The sequence below is a fragment of the Streptomyces piniterrae genome (assembly GCF_005048155.1).
Taxonomy (GTDB): Bacteria; Actinomycetota; Actinomycetes; order Streptomycetales; family Streptomycetaceae; genus Streptomyces; species Streptomyces piniterrae.
The window spans coordinates 128,663-146,616 of record NZ_SUMB01000017.1; the positions used below are offsets into that span (position 1 = coordinate 128,663).

12 protein-coding genes, 5 tRNA genes and 1 riboswitch are annotated in these 17,954 nt (G+C 70.5%); of the genes, 9 read left to right on the plus strand and 8 right to left on the minus strand.

Annotation, left to right across the window (positions count from 1 at the left end; genetic code table 11):
- Positions 1–97: 97 nt before the first annotated feature.
- Both FCH28_RS35420 and bldC read left to right on the plus strand, forming a co-directional pair.
- On the plus strand, positions 98–934 hold the full coding sequence (locus FCH28_RS35420) for a DUF8083 family protein (protein ID WP_136744524.1): 837 nt from the start codon (positions 98–100) through the stop codon (positions 932–934).
- Between the two features lie 537 nt (positions 935–1,471).
- Positions 1,472–1,678 carry a developmental transcriptional regulator BldC gene (gene bldC, locus FCH28_RS35425; protein ID WP_003949541.1) on the plus strand — a complete coding sequence of 69 codons (207 nt, stop codon included), beginning with the start codon at positions 1,472–1,474 and terminating at the stop codon, positions 1,676–1,678.
- A 557-nt stretch (positions 1,679–2,235) separates the two neighbouring features.
- Here bldC and FCH28_RS35430 read toward each other — a convergent pair.
- From FCH28_RS35430 to hrpA, 3 genes are all read right to left on the minus strand, one after another.
- A complete protein-coding gene (locus FCH28_RS35430; protein ID WP_136744525.1) occupies positions 2,236–2,469 on the minus strand; it encodes a DUF6274 family protein in 234 nt (77 codons plus the stop codon).
- Between the two features lie 351 nt (positions 2,470–2,820).
- Positions 2,821–2,895: transfer RNA gene (locus tag FCH28_RS35435), tRNA-Asp, on the minus strand.
- Positions 2,896–2,991: 96 nt separating this feature from the next.
- Positions 2,992–6,990, minus strand: coding sequence for an ATP-dependent RNA helicase HrpA (gene hrpA, locus FCH28_RS35440; protein WP_136744526.1), 3,999 nt, complete (start codon positions 6,988–6,990; stop codon positions 2,992–2,994).
- Positions 6,991–7,129: 139 nt separating this feature from the next.
- On the opposite strand from hrpA, the gene FCH28_RS38745 reads away from it, so the two are divergent.
- Positions 7,130–7,672, plus strand: coding sequence for a hypothetical protein (locus FCH28_RS38745; RefSeq protein WP_222852478.1), 543 nt, complete (start codon positions 7,130–7,132; stop codon positions 7,670–7,672).
- A gap of 575 nt (positions 7,673–8,247) precedes the next feature.
- A complete protein-coding gene (locus FCH28_RS35450) occupies positions 8,248–8,466 on the plus strand; it encodes a hypothetical protein (RefSeq protein WP_246103478.1) in 219 nt (72 codons plus the stop codon).
- A 49-nt stretch (positions 8,467–8,515) separates the two neighbouring features.
- Here FCH28_RS35450 and FCH28_RS35455 read toward each other — a convergent pair.
- The 4 genes from FCH28_RS35455 to FCH28_RS35470 form a co-directional block, all read right to left on the minus strand.
- Positions 8,516–8,589, minus strand: a tRNA-Phe gene (locus tag FCH28_RS35455).
- A gap of 4 nt (positions 8,590–8,593) precedes the next feature.
- Positions 8,594–8,668, minus strand: a tRNA-Asp gene (locus tag FCH28_RS35460).
- 48 nt (positions 8,669–8,716) lie between these two features.
- Positions 8,717–8,789, minus strand: a tRNA-Glu gene (locus FCH28_RS35465).
- An 82-nt stretch (positions 8,790–8,871) separates the two neighbouring features.
- Positions 8,872–10,512, minus strand: coding sequence for a metallophosphoesterase family protein (locus FCH28_RS35470; RefSeq protein WP_425472068.1), 1,641 nt, complete (start codon positions 10,510–10,512; stop codon positions 8,872–8,874).
- Between the two features lie 116 nt (positions 10,513–10,628).
- On the opposite strand from FCH28_RS35470, the gene FCH28_RS35475 reads away from it, so the two are divergent.
- Positions 10,629–10,979, plus strand: coding sequence for a metallopeptidase family protein (locus FCH28_RS35475; RefSeq protein ID WP_187364001.1), 351 nt, complete (start codon positions 10,629–10,631; stop codon positions 10,977–10,979).
- Between the two features lie 163 nt (positions 10,980–11,142).
- On the opposite strand, the gene FCH28_RS38415 is transcribed toward FCH28_RS35475, so the two are convergent.
- On the minus strand, positions 11,143–11,712 hold the full coding sequence (locus FCH28_RS38415; protein ID WP_169314335.1) for a hypothetical protein: 570 nt from the start codon (positions 11,710–11,712) through the stop codon (positions 11,143–11,145).
- A gap of 378 nt (positions 11,713–12,090) precedes the next feature.
- Between FCH28_RS38415 and FCH28_RS35490 the strand changes: the two genes are divergently transcribed.
- From FCH28_RS35490 to FCH28_RS35505, 4 genes are all read left to right on the plus strand, one after another.
- Positions 12,091–14,274 (plus strand): DEAD/DEAH box helicase, encoded by a 2,184-nt coding sequence (locus FCH28_RS35490; protein ID WP_136744530.1) that lies wholly within the window; start codon positions 12,091–12,093, stop codon positions 14,272–14,274.
- Positions 14,275–14,483: 209 nt separating this feature from the next.
- Positions 14,484–14,556, plus strand: a tRNA-Lys gene (locus FCH28_RS35495).
- Between the two features lie 416 nt (positions 14,557–14,972).
- On the plus strand, positions 14,973–16,112 hold the full coding sequence (locus tag FCH28_RS35500) for a PP2C family protein-serine/threonine phosphatase (protein ID WP_136744557.1): 1,140 nt from the start codon (positions 14,973–14,975) through the stop codon (positions 16,110–16,112).
- A gap of 348 nt (positions 16,113–16,460) precedes the next feature.
- Positions 16,461–16,605, plus strand: a riboswitch (cyclic di-AMP (ydaO/yuaA leader).
- Between the two features lie 11 nt (positions 16,606–16,616).
- Positions 16,617–17,816, plus strand: a complete 1,200-nt coding sequence (locus FCH28_RS35505; RefSeq protein WP_246103479.1) for a M23 family metallopeptidase — start codon at positions 16,617–16,619, stop codon at positions 17,814–17,816.
- Positions 17,817–17,954 lie beyond the last annotated feature (138 nt).

The following is a 17,954-nucleotide window of genomic DNA, read 5'->3' on the forward strand; positions in this document are numbered from 1 at the left end:
CCACTCGTGGGGTACGGGCGTGGGACGATCTGCCGTATCCCAGGCCGGGCGGGGGTAGGCAACTCCCGGCGGTGGACTTCCCTTTGAAGGAGCGGGCGTGGCCTTGGCGTCGTCGGTGAAGGTCCCGTATGCGGCATATCTGCGGGTCTACGAGCCGCTGGCAGCATTCTCCGAGCCGGAACGCTCCCATTGGGCCCGTTACGCCAAGCGTAGGCACACCCCGACCGCTCAGGACGAGCAGCGCCGGGCGCTGGCCGATCTGCTGCCCACCCCGCCGGTGCCGGTGCCGGTCCATGAGAGCGCCGACGCGTTCGTCGCCGTCGTGGACGGGGTGACCTGCGTCTGTCCGTGGCGCACCCGGCTGCGCGGCTGGCAGGCCCTGGAGGCGCTGGAGGAGCTGCTGCCGGCCTCGGTGCTGGACGCGGCGCTGCCCCCGGTGGTGCGCCGGCAGGCGGCCACCGACTACGAGCAGTGGCGGGAGCGCAACCCGGACGCCCGGCCGTGGATCCGCGCGGCCGGCTGGCATGTCCCCGTCCGCTGGTTCGTCCTGTTCGAGGACTCGGAGCGGGAGTACACGAAGGGTGACGAAGGGCCGCTGCTGCGTTACCGGACGCCGATGGTGCAGGCGCGGCGCCGGGTCGCCCGCGGATTGCGGACGCTGCGGGACGCCCTGGAAGAAGGGCCGCTGATCGACGGCCTGGTAGATGTGGGGCGGTGGCTGGAGGAATTCCATCCGCGTTCGGTCGTCGAGCTGGATTACGGAGGTCTGGTGCACGCGGTGCCCGAGGGGCAGCTCGCCGAGGATCATTCCGCCGCGGAGGTGGCGGAGGGGCTGGCGGCGCTGCGCGACGGGGACGGTGAGCGCGCCGGCGCGGCGTACGAGCGGCTGTCGGAGCGGTGGCGTGCGGTGCGAGAGCGCCAATTCGCCAGTTGAGTGCCATAAAGGATTGTGTTCGGCAAACCTGGGCATTCGAGCCATGGTCCGAAAAGATGTGCTGGGTTTGATTGCCGGTGGGTCGATGACATGGGACGTAGGTCCTGATCCGGGCGATTGCCACAAGCGTGACCTAAAGCACTGACTTCGGGCCTTGCCCCCAAGCCATACCCTCGTGCCAAAATAGGACAAGGAGCCTGACAAGGGCTCCTTCCGTCCAACTAAGGGCGGATAGATCGCTCTTGCGTTTCTTGTGTTGCCTCGTGGCGGCTGATCACGCTGTGACTGATCGTCACGGCAGCGTGACTGTCCGTTATGGCCTAGTCCATCGGCTTCCGTCGAGGTTGAACACCTGAGAGGGCAATTCCATCGGTTTGGCCGACGTGGCTGGACAGATGGTGTAGTTGTAGTGCCGAGGACAAGCCGTTCGTCCTATAACCGACTCGGCCCGCGTCCGCCATTTCGGGCAACGTGGGTCAAGGTGCAGAATTTAGAGGAAAGAACCGTGATGGTTCGGTTCTCCCGAGGAGGCCGCTCATGACCGCTCGCACCCCTGACGCCGAGCCGCTGCTTACCCCTGCCGAGGTTGCCACGATGTTCCGCGTGGACCCGAAGACGGTGACCCGTTGGGCCAAGGCAGGCAAGCTCACGTCCATCCGCACGCTCGGAGGGCATCGGCGTTACCGCGAGGCTGAGGTCCGCGCACTGCTCGCGGGTATCCCGCAGCAGCGCAGCGAGGCCTGAATAACCGCATAGCCAGGCTGTTTTCGGCTCCCCCAACCCGAAAATGCCCACTTGGCACCACTTAGCTCCACCTGTTCCACCAAGCTCCACTCAGCTCCACCGACGCGGCGCCTGCCCCAACAGGCCCCACACCCGCTCCATCTGGGTACGTCACCGATCGCGCTGGACTCCGCCGGGTCCAGCGCGATCTTTTTTGTGTGTACGCCCGCTCGCGGGCCGCTCGGCGCGCTCCGGTCAACCCGGCGCCGGTGTCACTCCGGACGGCGGCCAGGGCGCCTTCAGGGCTCCTCAGGGGGCCTGTCCGGGCGGACCCGGCGGTCTCGTTCCGGGGCCGCTGGAGGGTGGTGCAATTGCACATATTAAATTGACTGGTTGTAGGACGGGTGTAAGTTCCCCATCCCGTAAAAGTTGTTCGGTGACTCCCGTCACACGGTGCGGTGCTTGAATGCGGCACGACCACTGCTGTAGTGAACTTGCCACGCCGTCACTCGACGCCGCACGCCACGCCGTCACTCAACAGCGTGCCGGTGCGCGGCGGGTGGGGGAGGCGCCGATGGTCACCGGGCCGGGGGACTTTCGTCCTCCGTTGCCGGCGTCCCGCAGACGGGCTGGGAGGACGTGGAGGCGGCGGTGGGCGCCGCGGGCCCGGAGCGGGCCCTGTGGGGCTCCATGGCGAGCCGCAGCAGCTGATGACAGATGGGGCAGTGCCGTGTCAGATGGCGGTAGCCCGTGGCGGCCGCCAGATGGGCGCGCAACAGCGCCCTGGTCTCGTGCCTTGCCGCTGTCGTCATCGCACGCACCTCCCCGGCCCTGCGTTTCCTCTGTGAGTACCGGCGGTACGTGCCGCAGTCAAGACGACCGAACGGCCCGCCCGTCACCGGGAGCAGCCTTCGGGCCACAACGTGCAACGGCCCCCGCCCTGGTGAACGACGCCTTCCGGTCGCCGATCACGGCCGCCACCCGCCCAGGAGTCCGGCCGGAAGTCGCCGCGGTCCTGACGGAATTTCGGGGTGCCGGATCGGGCTCCGCGGACCCCACCCACGATGCCGGCGCACCAACAGCACGACGGCCCGCATCCAGGGATACGGGCCGTCGACAGCATCAGGGCCCGCAACCGAAGACGGTGCGGGCCCTGATAGATGCGGTCCTGACGGGATTTGAACCCGCGGCCTCCACCTTGACAGGGTGGCGAGCACTCCAAACTGCTCCACAGGACCTTGCTTTTCGCCTCCCGCTTGTTCGGCGGGCTGCGAAGCAAGACTGTACAGCAGGTCAGGGGGTGCGGTCGAACTCGATGCCGGGGAGCGGCCTCCCTAGGGCGCCGCCGCGTCCACCGCCTTCACGATGCGCTTGTCCGAGACCGGATACGCCGTCCCGAGGGCATGCGCGAAGTAGCTCACCCGCAGCTCCTCGATCATCCAGCGGATCTCCCGGGCCGCCGCGGGAACCGGGCGGCCCTGCGGGAACTGCTCCAGCAGCCAGGCGTATTCGTCCTGCATCTCCTTGATCTTCGCCATCCGGCTGCGGTCCCGCTCGGCGTTGGTGGGCAGCTGTTGCAGCCGGCGGTCGGCGGCCACGAGATAGCGCATCAGGTCCGGCAGCCGCTTGGCGCCGTGCGCGGTCACGAAGCCCGGCTTGATCAGGGCCGCCAGCTGCTCCTTGACGTCCGTCAGCGACGGCAGCAGCGAGGGGAAGGTCGTCGCCTTCAGCCGGCGCTCGCACGCCTGCCAGGCGGCCAGCACCTCCTGGACCTGCTGGATGGTCCGCAGCGTCGCGTCCACCAGGTCGGCCCGCACCCCGTCGAACAGTTTCCGGAAGGACTCCTCGTCCCATGCCGGGCCGCCCCGGGCCGCGATCAGCCGGTCCGCGGCGGCCGTCACACAGTCCTCGAAGAGGGCCGCGATGGAGCCGTGCGGATTGCGGGACAGCGCGAGCTTCTGCTGGTTGCTCAGCTTGTCCTGGGCGAACTTCGCGGGGTTGGCGGGGACGTTGAGCAGGATCAGCCGGCGGGTGCCCGCCCACATGGCCTGCAGCTGCTCCGCCTCGGTGTCGAAGAGCCGTACGGCGACGCTGCTGCCCTCGTCGACCAGCGCCGGGTACGCCTTCAGCGGCTGGCCCCCGCGCCGGGTCTCGAAGGTGCGGGGCAGCGCGCCGATCGTCCAGGACGTCAGCCCGGTGCGCTGATCCAGGCCGGTCAGTGCCGGGCCGTCGCCCGCGCCGCTCGTGCCGCCCTTGCCGGGCCGCTCGGCGGCCTGCTCGAACGCCTTGGAGATGGCGGCCCTGGTCTTCGGCTTGAGCCGCAGCCGCAGCGCTTCGAGGTCCTTGTCCTCGGCGAGCTTGCGGCGCCGTTCGTCGACCACCCGGAAGGTGATCTTGAGGTGGTCGGGGATCTTGCCGGTGTCGAAGTCGGCGGCCTCCACCGGTACGCCCACCATGCGCTGCAGCCCGGCCGCCAGAGACGAGGTCAGGGCGCCCTGCAGCGGCACCGTCGAGTCCAGGAAGCGGGCCGCGAAATTCGGCGCCGGGACGTAGTTGCGGCGGATCGGCTTGGGCAGCGACCGGATCAGCTCCGTCACCAACTGCTCGCGCAGACCCGGGATCTGCCAGTCGAAGCCCTCGGACGAGACCTGGTTCAGGACCTGGAGCGGGACATGGACGGTCACGCCGTCCGCGTCCGCGCCGGGCTCGAACTGGTAGGTGACCTTGAACTTCAGCTTTCCCTGGCGCCAGGAATCCGGATAGTCGTCCTTGGTGACGGCTTCCGCGGATTCGTTGATGAGCATCGAGTGCTCGAAGTTCAGGAGCTCGGGCTCTTCCCGCTGCTGCTTCTTCCACCACGCGTCGAAGTGCGCGCCGGAGACGATGTCCGCCGGAATGCGCTGGTCGTAGAAGTCGAAGAGCGTCTCGTCGTCCACGAGAATGTCGCGGCGCCGCGCGCGGTGCTCCAACTCCTCCACTTCGCCGAGGAGTTTGCGGTTGTCATGGAAGAACTGGTGGTGGGTGCGCCAGTCGCCCTCGACCAGCGCATTGCGGATGAACAGGTCGCGTGAGGTCTCCGGGTCGATCCGGCCGTAGGTGACCTTGCGCTGGGCGACGAGCGGGACGCCGTAGAGCGTCACCCGCTCGTAGGCCATCACCGCGGCCATCTTCTGTTCCCAGTGCGGCTCGCTGTACGTGCGCTTCACCAGGTGCTGGGCCAGCGGCTCGACCCACTCCGGCTCGATTTTGGCGTTCACCCGCGCCCACAGGCGGGAGGTCTCCACCAGCTCCGCGGACATGACCCAGCGGGGTGGCTTCTTGAAGAGGGCGGAGCCGGGGAAGACCGCGAACTTGGCGCTGCGGGCGCCCAGATATTCGTTCTTGGCGTCCGTATCCTTCAGCCCGATATGCGAAAGCAAACCGGAAAGCAGCGAGGTGTGGATGTGGTCCGGTGCCGCGTCCTCCTCGGAGAGATGGACGCCCATGGTCTTGACGACCGTACGCAGCTGGGAATAGATGTCCTGCCACTCGCGTATCCGGAGATAGTTCAGGAACTCGGTCCGGCACATCCGCCGGAACGCCGACGACGACAGCGCCTTCTGCTGCTCACGGACATAGCGCCACAGATTGAGGAACGCCAGGAAGTCGCTGGTCTCGTCCTTGAACCGGGCGTGCTGCTGGTCGGCCTGCTGCTGTTTGTCCGAGGGCCGCTCGCGCGGGTCCTGGATGGACAGCGCCGCCGCGATGACCATGACCTCGCGGACGCAGCCGTTGCGGTCGGCCTCCAGCACCATCCGGGCCAGCCGCGGGTCGACCGGCAGCTGGGAGAGCTTGCGGCCGAGCGGGGTGAGCCGCTTCTTGGGGTCCTTCTGCTTGGTGTCGAGCGCGCCGAGCTCGCTGAGCAGATCGACGCCGTCCTTGATGTTGCGGCGGTCCGGCGGGTCGATGAACGGGAATTTCTCGATGTCGCCGAGGCCCGCCGCGGTCATCTGCAGGATGACGGAGGCGAGGTTCGTACGGAGGATCTCGGCGTCGGTGAATTCCGGCCGGGTGAGGAAGTCGTCCTCGGAATAGAGCCGGATGCAGATGCCGTCGCTGGTACGGCCGCAGCGGCCCTTGCGCTGGTTGGCGCTGGCCTGCGAGACCGGCTCGATCGGCAGCCGCTGCACCTTCGTGCGGAAGCTGTAGCGGGAGATTCGCGCCATGCCCGGGTCGATGACGTACCGGATGCCCGGCACGGTCAGCGAGGTCTCGGCGACGTTGGTGGCGAGCACGATCCGGCGGCCGGAATGCCGCTGGAAGACCCGGTGCTGCTCGGCGTGCGACAGCCGGGCGTACAGCGGGAGGACCTCGGTGGCGGGCAGCGCCTTCTTGTTGAGCGCGTCCGCGGTGTCGCGGATCTCGCGCTCCCCGGAGAGGAACACCAGGACGTCGCCGGGCCCCGCCGCCTGCAGTTCGTCGACGGCGTCGCAGATCGCGGTGATCTGGTCCCGGTCCGAGTCCTGTCCGCCCTCTTCCAGCAGCGGGCGGTAGCGGACCTCGACCGGATACGTGCGCCCGGAGACCTCGACGATCGGGGCGTCGCCGAAGTGCCGCGAGAACCGCTCGGGGTCGATGGTCGCGGAGGTGATGACCACCTTCAGGTCCGGGCGCTTGGGCAGCAGCTGCGCCAGATAGCCGAGGATGAAGTCGATGTTGAGGCTGCGTTCGTGGGCCTCGTCGATGATGATCGTGTCGTACTGGCGCAGCTCGCGGTCCGTCTGGATCTCGGCGAGCAGAATGCCGTCGGTCATCAGCTTGACGAGGGTCTCGCCGCCGACCTGGTCGGTGAAGCGGACCTTCCAGCCGACCGCCTCGCCCAGTGGGGTCTTCAGCTCCTCGGCGACCCGCTCGGCGACCGTGCGCGCGGCGATCCGGCGCGGCTGGGTGTGCCCGATGAGGCCGCGGACGCCCCGGCCGAGTTCCAGGCAGATCTTGGGGATCTGCGTGGTCTTGCCGGAGCCGGTCTCACCCGCGACGATCACGACCTGGTGGTCCCGGATCGCGGCGAGGATCTCGTCCTTCTTCTGGCTGACCGGGAGTTCTTCCGGGTACGTGATCGCGGGTACGGCGGCGCGCCGCTGGGCGACCCGCAGCTCCGCTTCCTCGATGCCGCCGGAGATCTCGGCGAGCACGGCGGCGCGGGCTTCGGGTTTGCGGATCCGGCGCGCGCCGTCGAGCCGTCGCCCCAGCCGCTGCTGGTCGCGCAGCGTCAGCTCGGGCAGTCGCTCAAGCAGAGCGGGCAGGGTGGGAGCGGCGCCGTCGGGCAGGGCGGGGGCAGGCTGACTGGACATACGTCCCCCAGGATCTCACCTCAGGCAAATTACTGGCGAACGATTTGCCGACGACGGCCGGAACCCCGGCGGCGGGCCCCCGGGAGGGGCCCGGAGATCCTGCCGGGAATGTCCGTCATGGGTGGCTTAGCGTGTTCGCATGTCTGATCAGCGCGGCGAGCCCTCCCCCCTGGCCGGCAAGTGGGCGGCCTTCAGGAGATCACCGTTCCTGCCCGCGACCGTGCTGATGTTCATCCTCGCCGCGGCCGCCGGCCTGTTCGCCGGCTCGTACACCTACGCCATGGCGAACCCGGCCCCGCGGCACATCCCGACCGCGGTGGTCGGCCCCGGGCACGCCCCGCAGCAGAAGACGTTCGTCGCCGGGATGGAGCGGGCGCTGAACGCCTCGCTCAAGCTGACCGAGTACGCCACCTACGGGGAGGCCAGGAGGGCCGTCGACGATCAGCGGGAGTTCGCCATCCTGCGGGCCGGCGGCGAGGGGGTGGAGCTGGATGTGTCGGGGGCCTCGGGCGCGTCGGTGGCCCTGCTGCTGGCCGAGGCGGGCGCCAAGGTCGGCGCGACGGCCGGCTTGGACGTCCGCATCCGGGACGTGAAACCGCTCCAGCACGGCGATCCGCGCGGCCTCGCGCTGTTCCGCCGGATTCTTTCGAGAATGCCCCGGTCCTCAGCCCTGACCGGATAGGCTGCACGCGGTGCGTAGCGAGAGCCAAGCACGCGCTAACTCCTTGCCTTACTGGGCAACCGGGCTGGTTCCAACCCGGCTGGTATTGATCGCGTAAGACTCGTTCGCTCGCTGAGCGATCGAGCAGCGTGAGCCAGGAATCCCCCTGCTTTCGCTGGGGGAGGGTTCAACATGTTCAACGCGCTCTGGGCGATCCTCCCCACCTGGGGACTCATGGTGCTGCTGGGCACCTCCCTGTCCTTGAGGGCATGGGAGGTGCCTCCCACCGGGCGGCGCGGTCTCCTGGCCACTGCTGCCGTCCGTTCTCGGCCACATCGGCCGCTGGCTGCCACCCGGTGCGTCGGTCAACGCCCAGCACACCGCGGTCTACTTCGGCGGCTACCAGCACGCCTTCCCGTTCCTGGTGCTGGCCGGCTGGTCGGTGCTGTCCTGCACGGTCTTCTGGGTCTGGCGGCACCGCCATCCGGGTGGCCGCGAGGAGGCCCCGGCCCATGGGGCGGCCGCCGGCTGAGCCGTGCGTCGCTCCCGCCGGTTATTCCGGCCGTGCTGTCGCGGCCCGGTGCGAGGATGCCGCCATGGTTACTGGAATACGGCGTTTGGGTGGGGTCGTGGCGATGGCCGCGGGGATCGCGTGTGCGGCGTGGCTGGCCTTCGGGCCTCCGCAGGACTGGGAGGGCCCGATGCGTTACGTCCGCTTCGCGTTGGGCTTGGCGTCGACCGGGGCGATCACCGGCGGCGCCCGGCTGATCTTCTGGGACCCCCAGGGCGACGGTGGCGCGGCGGTCGCCGAGTAGGAACGAAGAAGGCCCCGATCCGGTGGATCGGGGCCTCTCCCAAGGGGTGTGGCTGGGGCCGGGGTCGAACCGGCGACCTATCGCTTTTCAGGCGATCGCTCGTACCAACTGAGCTACCCAGCCGCAGCGGTCCTGACGGGATTTGAACCCGCGGCCTCCACCTTGACAGGGTGGCGAGCACTCCAAACTGCTCCACAGGACCTTGCATTGTGCGAAAGCGGCCTGAACCATTCTCACACACGGTGATGCGTGCCCCCAACGGGATTCGAACCCGTGCTACCGCCTTGAAAGGGCGGCGTCCTGGGCCACTAGACGATGAGGGCTGGTGGCCACCTTGGCGTCGTTACCGGCGCCGTCGGGGACGTGAGAAGCATATGGGATGGGAGGACCGTTCGCCAAAACGGTTTACCCGGGGCCGTGTGAAGGCGTCCCCGACCCCTCTCGCGCCGGGCTCGGCGAGCCGGTCGGCGACGGGCCGGCACCGGGCTGGTTCTCCCTGGGGAGGTGGCGGCTCACCTCGGCGCGGGACAGGCCGAGGCCACCGAGCGTGATCTCGTCCCACGCCTGCAGCAGCCGCGTCTTCCGGTCGAGATAGAGCACCGACGCCCGTACCTGCTCGGGCTTGGTGTTCTGCACGGCGCGCAGCCCGCCGCCGCCCGTCGAACCCTCGACCATCAGCCGGGTGCCCTGGGGGAGCCTGCTGCGCTCGCGGTGATGGAGGTGCCCGGCCAGCGCCAGCGGGACCAGGCCGTCCGCCTCGGTCGCGGCGACCGGGTTGTGGGCGAGCGCGATGTCGACGGGGGTGCCGGCCAGCCGCTGGGTGCGCAGCGAGTCGGCGAGCCGGCCGCCCGCGGTGCGCTCCGCGGGGTCGCCGGCGGCCACCACGGAGCGGTCCGGGGTGAACTGCGGGTCGCCGACGCCCGCGATCCGCACCCCCGCCACCTGGGCGACCCGCCCCTCGTCGAGGACCGTGACGTGCTTGAGGCCGGTCAGGTACTTCTGCGTGCTCCGGGAGTCGTGGTTGCCGCGCACCCACACGTACGGGGCGCCGAGGGTGGAGACCGGGTCCAGGAAGTGGTTCTCGGCGGCCGAGCCGTGGTCCATGGTGTCGCCCGTATCGATGATCACGTTGATCCGGTACTGCTTGACGAGGGAGGCGATGATCCGCCAGCTGCCGGGGTTGAGGTGGATGTCCGAGACGTGCAGGACGCGGATGGTGGTGGGGTCCGGCTGGTAGACGGGGAGTGTCGAGGTGGCGTCGTAGAGCTTGGTGACGTTGGTGACCAGGCGCGCCAACTCCTTTTGGTAGACGTCGAATTCGCTGACGATGTTGCGGGCGTTGCCGACCACGGACGGGGCCGAGGAGAGCAGTCCGGAGAACTTCGGTTCCAGCACGGAATCCGGGTTCCAGGTGGCGTACGCGGATGCGCCGGAGGCGCCGAGCAGGGCGAGTGCGAGACCGCCTGCGGCGAGGGCGCGGCGCGGTCGGCGGTAGACCGCCAGGCCCAGCGCGGTGGCGCCGGACGCCACCGCGACGCAGGAGTGCAGGACGAGGTCGGCGGCGCTGCGGGTGACGTCGCGGGTGACCTCGGCCTGCAGCCCGGCGAACCGGTCGGGGTGGTCGACCAGTTCCTGGGAGCGGACCGGGTCCAGCCGGTCGACATCGACGTCGAGCCGTACGGGGGCGTAGTGGGTGCCGAGTTCCAGGTCGCCGAGGGGCGAGACATTGATCCGGGTGCCGCCGGTGAGCGAGGGGCGCAGCGTCATACGGGTGTCCATCGGGCCTACGGGGGCGTGGACGGCGCCGATCACCAGCAGCCCGAGCCAGCCGCCGAGGAGGGTGACGGCTATCAGGCCCAGGGCGCGCCCGTAGGGATGCGGGGGCTCGTCGAGGGTGAGCGTGCGGGCCGTACGGCGGGCGCGGTAGCCGCGGCGGACGGCGCGGGGTAGGCCTCGTACGCCGGAGAGCCGGGCACGGAGCGGCCGGAGCAGGCGGTTTCGGCGGTTGTCGGTGGTCATTCCTCGGGAGCGCGTGACGCGGTCCATTGGTCCGGTATGCCCGGCCGTGGTGGGCGTCAATCGGGGAGCGGGCGCTCCGGTTGGCGGACCGGATGCGGGTCCTCGGCGAACGGATCCGGGGGGTGGTGGCGGAGAATGGGCGTGTGCTGGAAATGACGCGTGAGGAGTTCGAGGAACTGGTCGCCGAGGCGCTGGACCGGATCCCGCAGGAGCTGACCCGGCTGATGGACAACGTGGCGGTCTTCGTCGAGGACGAGCCCACGGCCGACGACCCCGACCTGCTCGGGCTGTACGAGGGCACGCCGCTGACCGATCGCGGCGAGTGGTACGCCGGCGTACTGCCGGACCGGATCACGATCTACCGGGGGCCGACGCTGCGGATGTGCGAGACGCGCGAGGACGTCGTCGCGGAGACCGAGGTGACGGTCGTTCATGAGGTCGCGCACCACTTCGGGATCGACGACGAACGGCTGCACGCCCTCGGCTACGGCTGACCGCGCGCCCGGTTACGGCTGAGACGGATCGGGCGCGCGGGGCGCGTGTCCTCAAGCGGGGGGCGGGAGTTGGGCAGGGCGTCCGCCGCCGCCGTCCCTGCGCTCCGGATCCGGAGGTCCCGCCCGTGCGCCCGATCCCTTTCTGTCGTGTCCGTCTTTCCCGTCACTCCCGCCCGTCGTCGCCGCTGCCGTCGTCCCCGGCCGCCGCGCCGTTTCCTTCCGTGCCGTCCCAGGCCGCCACGCTGTCTTCCGCGGCGCCCCCCGCCGCGTCCCAGGCGTCTTCCTCCTCGTCCGCCGGGCGCGCGCTGGTCCGGGTCACCGCCGCCGCGGTGACCGTTTCCGCGCTGGCCGCTTCGCTGGCCGGGTGCATGAGCGTGAGCGATCCTGCGGAGCCCAGGCCGTCGGGCAGCGCCGCGCGGCCCGGCGACGGGAAGGGCGGGGCACCGGGGCCCGACGGGCTGACGGCGGTCGGCGGTGGCGACGGGCCGCGGCGGATAGGGCACGAGGCCGCGCAGCGCCCGGCCGGCGCCGAGGAGGCCGCGGACCCGTCGGCGGACCGGACGCCGCCGGCTCGCACCCCGAAGACGCCCTCGCGCACGGTGGAGCCGTCCGGCCCGGTGCCCACCTCGGGTGCGGGCCACGGCGGGTCCGCGGGCGACGGCGGCGGGTCCGGGAGCGGATCCGCCCGACCGACGCCGTCGCAGTCCGCCGAGCCGTCCTCGTCGATGCCCACACCGGCTTCTCCCACCCCGACCGCGAAGCCGAGCCCGCCGCCGAGCAGCCCCGCGTCGCCTACGTCACACGCGTCCGGGCTGTCGCCGGAATCGCCGATGTTTTCGCAGGTGGAGTCGGGTGCGTGAGGGCCGCATAGGATTGCCGGGCGGGTGCGCGGAGCTCTCGGCCGGCAGTATGGGCGGAAGGTCATTTGCCTTCCGGGGTGCAGGGTGCGTATGGTGGTAGATCGTTTGATCCCATTTGCCCGGCGCCAGAAAAGAAGCGCGCCGCGTGGCGCGTTCTCTCCCTTGCCGTGGCTGACCGCATAGAGGCGGTCTTTGTGAAATCACACGGAGTTTGGGCGCGTGCCGAGACTCCGGAAGGTTTCGCATTTCGCATGTCAATTTCCACTGAGCAGTCCGTCATGCCCGCACACGACGAGCAGACGGCTCCCGAGGTGACCGAGGCGGCCGAGCAGGCCCCCGCCGCCACCGACACCGTCACCTTCGCCGACCTCGGACTGCCCGAGGGCGTCGTCCGCAAGCTCGCGCAGAACGGCGTCACCACCCCCTTCCCGATCCAGGCCGCGACCATCCCGGACGCCCTGGCCGGCAAGGACATCCTCGGCCGCGGCCGCACCGGCTCCGGCAAGACCCTCTCCTTCGGTCTGCCGACCCTGGCGCAGCTCGCCGGCGGCCACACCGAGAAGAAGAAGCCCCGCGCGGTCATCCTCACCCCGACCCGCGAGCTCGCCATGCAGGTCGCGGACGCCCTCCAGCCCTACGGCGACGTCCTCGGCCTGAAGATGAAGGTCGTCTGCGGCGGTACGTCCATGGGCAACCAGATCTACGCCCTGGAGCGCGGCGTCGACATCCTCGTCGCCACCCCGGGCCGGCTGCGGGACATCATCAACCGCGGCGCCTGCTCCCTGGAGGCCGTCCAGGTCGCCGTCCTCGACGAGGCCGACCAGATGTCCGACCTGGGCTTCCTGCCCGAGGTCACCGAGCTGCTGGACCAGGTGCCGGCCGGCGGCCAGCGGATGCTCTTCTCCGCCACGATGGAGAACGAGATCGGCACGCTGGTCAAGCGCTACCTGAGCAACCCGGTCAGCCACGAGGTCGACAGCGCCCAGGGCAACGTCACGACCATGACCCACCACGTCCTCGTCGTGAAGCCGAAGGACAAGGCGCCGGTCACCGCCGCCATCGCCGCCCGCAAGGGCCGCACCATCATCTTCGTCCGGACGCAGCTGGGCGCCGACCGTATCGCCGAGCAGCTCGTCGAGGCCGGTGTGAAGGCGGACGCGCTGCACGGCGGCATGACCCAGGGCGCGCGTACCCGGGTGCTCGCCGACTTCAAGGACGGCTACGTCAACGCGCTGGTCGCCACCGACGTCGCCGCCCGAGGCATCCACGTCGACGGCATCGACCTGGTCCTGAACGTCGACCCGGCCGGTGACCACAAGGACTACCTGCACCGCTCGGGCCGTACCGCCCGCGCCGGCCAGTCCGGCACGGTCGTCTCGCTCTCCCTCCCGCACCAGCGCCGGCAGATCTTCCGCCTGATGGAGGACGCGGGCGTGGACGCCTCGCGGCACATCGTCGGCGGCGCCGGTGCCTTCGACGACGACGTCGCCCGGATCACCGGCGCACGGTCGCTCACCGAGGTGCAGGCCGAGTCGGCCAACAACTCCGCCAAGCAGGCGGAGCGCGAGGTGGCCGAGCTGACCCGCGAGCTGGAGCGGCTGCAGCGCCGCGCCGCCGAGCTGCGCGAGGAAGCGGACCGGCTGACCGCCCGCGCCGCTCGCGAGCGTGGCGAGGACCCGGCCGAGGCGCTCGCCGCCGCTGCCGTCACCGTCGAGGCCGCCGAGGCGACCGAGACCGCCGCCGTGCCGGCCCAGGCCACCGCGTCGGACGAGGCGCCGCGCCGTTCCTCCTCCTACGAGCGTCGTGACGACCGTCGTGACGAGCGCGGCAACTTCGAGCGTCGGGACCGCCGTGACGACCGTCGCGACGACCGGTCGGGTGGTCGTTCCTTCGACCGTCGTGACGACCGTGGTGGCTTCGGGCGTGACCGTCGCGATGACCGTTCCGGTGGCGGCTACCGCCGTGACGACCGCTCCGGCGGTGGCTTCAACCGCGACCGTCGTGACGACCGTTCCGGTGGCCGGTCGTTCGACCGTGACCGTCGCGACGACCGGTCGGGTGGTCGTTCCTTCGACCGTCGTGACGACCGTGGTGGCTTCGGGCGTGACCGTCGTGACGACCGTTCCGGTGGCGGCTACCGCCGTGACGACCGCTCCGGTGGCGGCTTCAACCGCGACCGCGGCGACCGTCCGAGCCGTCCGTTCAACCGCGATGACCGTTCCGCCGGCCGTCCGTCCTCCGGCGGCTACCGTTCCGGCGGCGGCGACCGTCCGTTCAACCGTGACGACCGTTCCGGCGGCCGTCCCTCCTCGGGCGGCTACCGCTCCGGCGGCGACCGTCCCTACGGCCGTCGCGACGACCACCGCGGCTCCGGCACCGCGACCGGCTCCTTCGGCCGCCGCGACGACAAGCCGCGCTGGAAGCGCAACGGCTGATGTCCGGGGCCGGTAGTCGGCCCCATCGAGCTCCACCGCAGGGCCCGTACGTCACGCAAGTGCCGTACGGGCCCTGCGCGGTATGGGGCGGGCGCACCGTGGGACACGACGCGGCCGGCGGCCCGACGGGCCGGTGGAACGGCCGATGCGGCGGTAGATGGGTAATGCTTTCGGGCTGTGGCACATGCTCGGGCTATGCTGCTCGGTGCGGGCCATTAGCTCAATTGGCAGAGCAGTGGACTTTTAATCCATTGGTTCAGGGTTCGAGCCCCTGATGGCCCACCGCACGAGGTGCCGCTCACGGCGCCTGACCTGCGTGTTCGACGGCCCGACCGGGTGTTCCGGTCGGGCCCTCGTTTTTCTGACGGCCTTTCTGACGGCCTATCGGGGCGGCTGCGGGCCGTTGCGGGCCGTTGGGGGCGGTGGCGTGGCGGTTGCGCGGCCTCCGGCGGCGTCTGGCGGGACACCGGCTCGGCGGTACGGCGGGCCCGGCCGCCCGGCGCGGGGGCGAGCGGCTCGAAGTCGCCGCCCACCGCGCCGACTTCGACGAGGGGCCCGCCCCCACCCAATGCCCCGTTGTCCCGTTGACCCGTCCGGCCCAGGACGACTCGCCGCGTCGCCCCGCAGCGGAAAGCCTGGGGAGATGGCCGACGACGGTGTTCGTACGAACGGGCGGGAGCGGAAAGAGGCCGGTGCGGATGCTGCGAGGCGGCAGGAGCTCTACGGACGAGCAGGAGCGGCGGGCGCGCCATGACGGGATGCCCCCGCTCGCCCGCCGGCTGGCGCGCTGGCTCCCCGCCCTCCTGATCCTCGGCGGGGTCGCCTTCGACCTGACGACCCCGTCCCAGTACACCGCGGCGCCCTTCTTCGCCGCCGCCCCCCTCGTCGCGGCGCCGCTCTACACGCTGCGCGGCACCGCTCTCACGGCCGCGACCGCCCTCGCCGGCGAGATCGCGGTCATCACGTACCACGGCATGAACAACTACACGAAGTCGGTCACCGAGTCCCTCACCGTCCTCGTGGTCGCCCTGTTGGCGCTCGGCATCAACCGGGTCGTGCGCAGGAGCGACGCCCGGCTGGCCTCCGTACGGGACGTGTCGGAGGCCGCCCAGCGGGCCGTGCTGCCCATGCCGCCGGAACGGATGGCCGGTCTTGTGATCGCCGCGCGTTACGTCGGTGCGCGGGCCGACGCCCGTATCGGCGGCGATCTCTACGCGGTGCAGGACACCCCGCACGGCGTACGGATGATCGTCGGCGATGTACGGGGCAAGGGCCTGGGGGCGGTGGAGGCCGCGGTGATCGTCATCGGCGCCTTCCGGGAGGCGGCCGAACAGGAGGCCACCCTGGAGGCGGTGGCGGGCCGGCTGGAGCGGGCCCTGCAACGGGAGGGCAAACGGCGCGAGGGGCTCGACGAGTACGAGGGGTTCACCACCGCCGTCCTCGCGGAGATCCCCACCAAGGAGCAGTCGGTGCTGCGCGTCCTCAACCGGGGCCATCCGTCGCCCCTGCTGATCGCCGCGGACGGCGGCCTGTGCGAGCTGGCCCCCGGCTCGCCCGCGCTGCCGCTGGGGATGACCGAGGTCGCGGGATGGCCGGACCGGACGGATGAGGTGTTCTTCCCGGCCGGGGGCCTGCTGCTGCTGTTCACGGACGGAGTGACCGAGGCCCGGGACCGGGTGGGCAGGTTCTACGACCCGACGGCGCGGCTGCGCGGCCGCCACTTCCTCGGCCCCGACGACCTCCTGGACACGGTGGTCGAGGAGGTCTCACGGCATTCGGGCGGGGCGCCGGCGGACGATATGGCGCTGCTGGCGGTGCAGCGGCCGTTGGGGGCGTAGGACGCGGCCGTCCCCCTCGGCCCGCGCGCCGCTGACGAGGTCCCGACGTCGACGAGGATGATCCGGCGTTACCGCTCTCACCCTCCGTAATCGGTGGGAATCCCTCCGCATAACAACTGGCACACAATCACCCGAAGATCGTTTGGAGGGTCGCGGTCAACTCGCCGGTTTGATGTCTCGATGGGCGAAAAGCCCCTGGCCGAACTCCTGTCGAGCGCATACGGATTCGCGGGAAGGCTTGGAAAAGGACCTCGATCTCTATTACTGTCCGATAACGCAGCGCGGTCGTCCCAGCCGTCGCAGAGGCGGCACCGCGCGCCGACGCCGAATCCCAGCATGCGCACTTCAGCACCTCCAGCACTCGAACTGCACCAAGGGAACCGGGGAACCACCACCTTGGGGTGAATCGGGCACCTCCGCCAGAAGGCGCCCGTAGGAGACCTTCCTGCTCCGAACCCGTCAGCTAACCCGGTAGGCGAGAAGGAAGGAAAGGAGTGCGCCCCCGTGGCGTCCAATTGGCCTGCCCCAGAGGCTCTGCCCGCCGATGGCCTCGATGACCGAGGCCCCTTCGACGGATCCGGCCCTTCTGCCTCGCCTGTTTCTTATGTCGCTTCCGGTCGGTTCGATCGCCGCGGTCCCGCCTTCGGTTACGGCGACGGCGAGCGTGACGGCATCCGCGAGGGCGCCCGTGACGACGACGGACCGTGGGAGGAGTGGAACCCCACCGAGGAATCCGTTCGTCCGGTCCGCGGCCGGCACCGGGTGGGCAAGCAGCGCGGCGGCGGACTCGCCCGCAGCAGCACGGTCCTGGGCGTCGGCGTCATCGCGGCGGTCGGCGCGGGCGGGATCGCCACGGCCGAGGACCGTCCGCCGGTCCCGATCTCGATGCCGGACATCGGCGGGATGGCCGACGACATATCGGACAAGCTCCCGGACGCCAAGTCCCTGCCCGGCATAGGCGAGCTCATATCCGACGGGGACTCGGACTCGGCCTCCGCCGACTCCGCCGCCCCCCTCTCCCACGCGGGCCTCAGCCAGGACGATGCCGACCAGGGTGGCGACGCCGGCGAGGCGCTGCGCAACCGCATCCTCCAGCAGGCCGACGCGCAGCAGAGCGCCGCCGAGCAGGAAGCGCGCGACGCCGCGGAGACCGCCGCCATCGAGCAGGCGGCGAAGGAGGCGTCCGCGCAGCAGGACGCGGCGGAAAAGGAGGCGGCCGCCAAGAAGGCGGCGGAGCTGGAGGCCAAGCGCAAGGCCGAGGAGGAGGCCCGCAGGAAGGCCGAGGCCGAGCGCCTCGCCAGGCTCGCGCGGAGCTTTGTCGCCCCGCTCACCTCGTACACCCTCACCGCCAGCTTCGGCCAGGCCGGCGACCGCTGGGCCGCGGACCACACCGGCCAGGACTTCGCCGCACCAACCGGCACTCCCGTCAAGGCGGTTCACTCCGGCACCATCACCCAGGCCGGCTGGGCCGGCTCGTACGGCTACCGCATCGTGCTCACCCTCGACGACGGCACCGAACTCTGGTTCTGCCATCTGTCCTCCATGCTGAAGACCTCCGGCAAGGTCAACACCGGCGACGTCATCGCCCGCGTCGGCGCCACCGGCAATGTCACCGGCCCCCACCTCCACCTGGAGGTCCGCCCGGGTGCCGGCGACCCGATCGACCCGATGCCGTGGCTGCGCGAGCACGGGGTCAGCGTCTGAGGACCGACGTCTGACGTCGGCTTCTGGTGATCGGCTTCCGACGGTCTACGTCTGCCGGTCGGCCGGGGGAGGGGAAACGACTCGCGGGCAACCCCGAGTCATTTCAGGGTTATCCGGGAATAACTCCCCTCCCCTCAG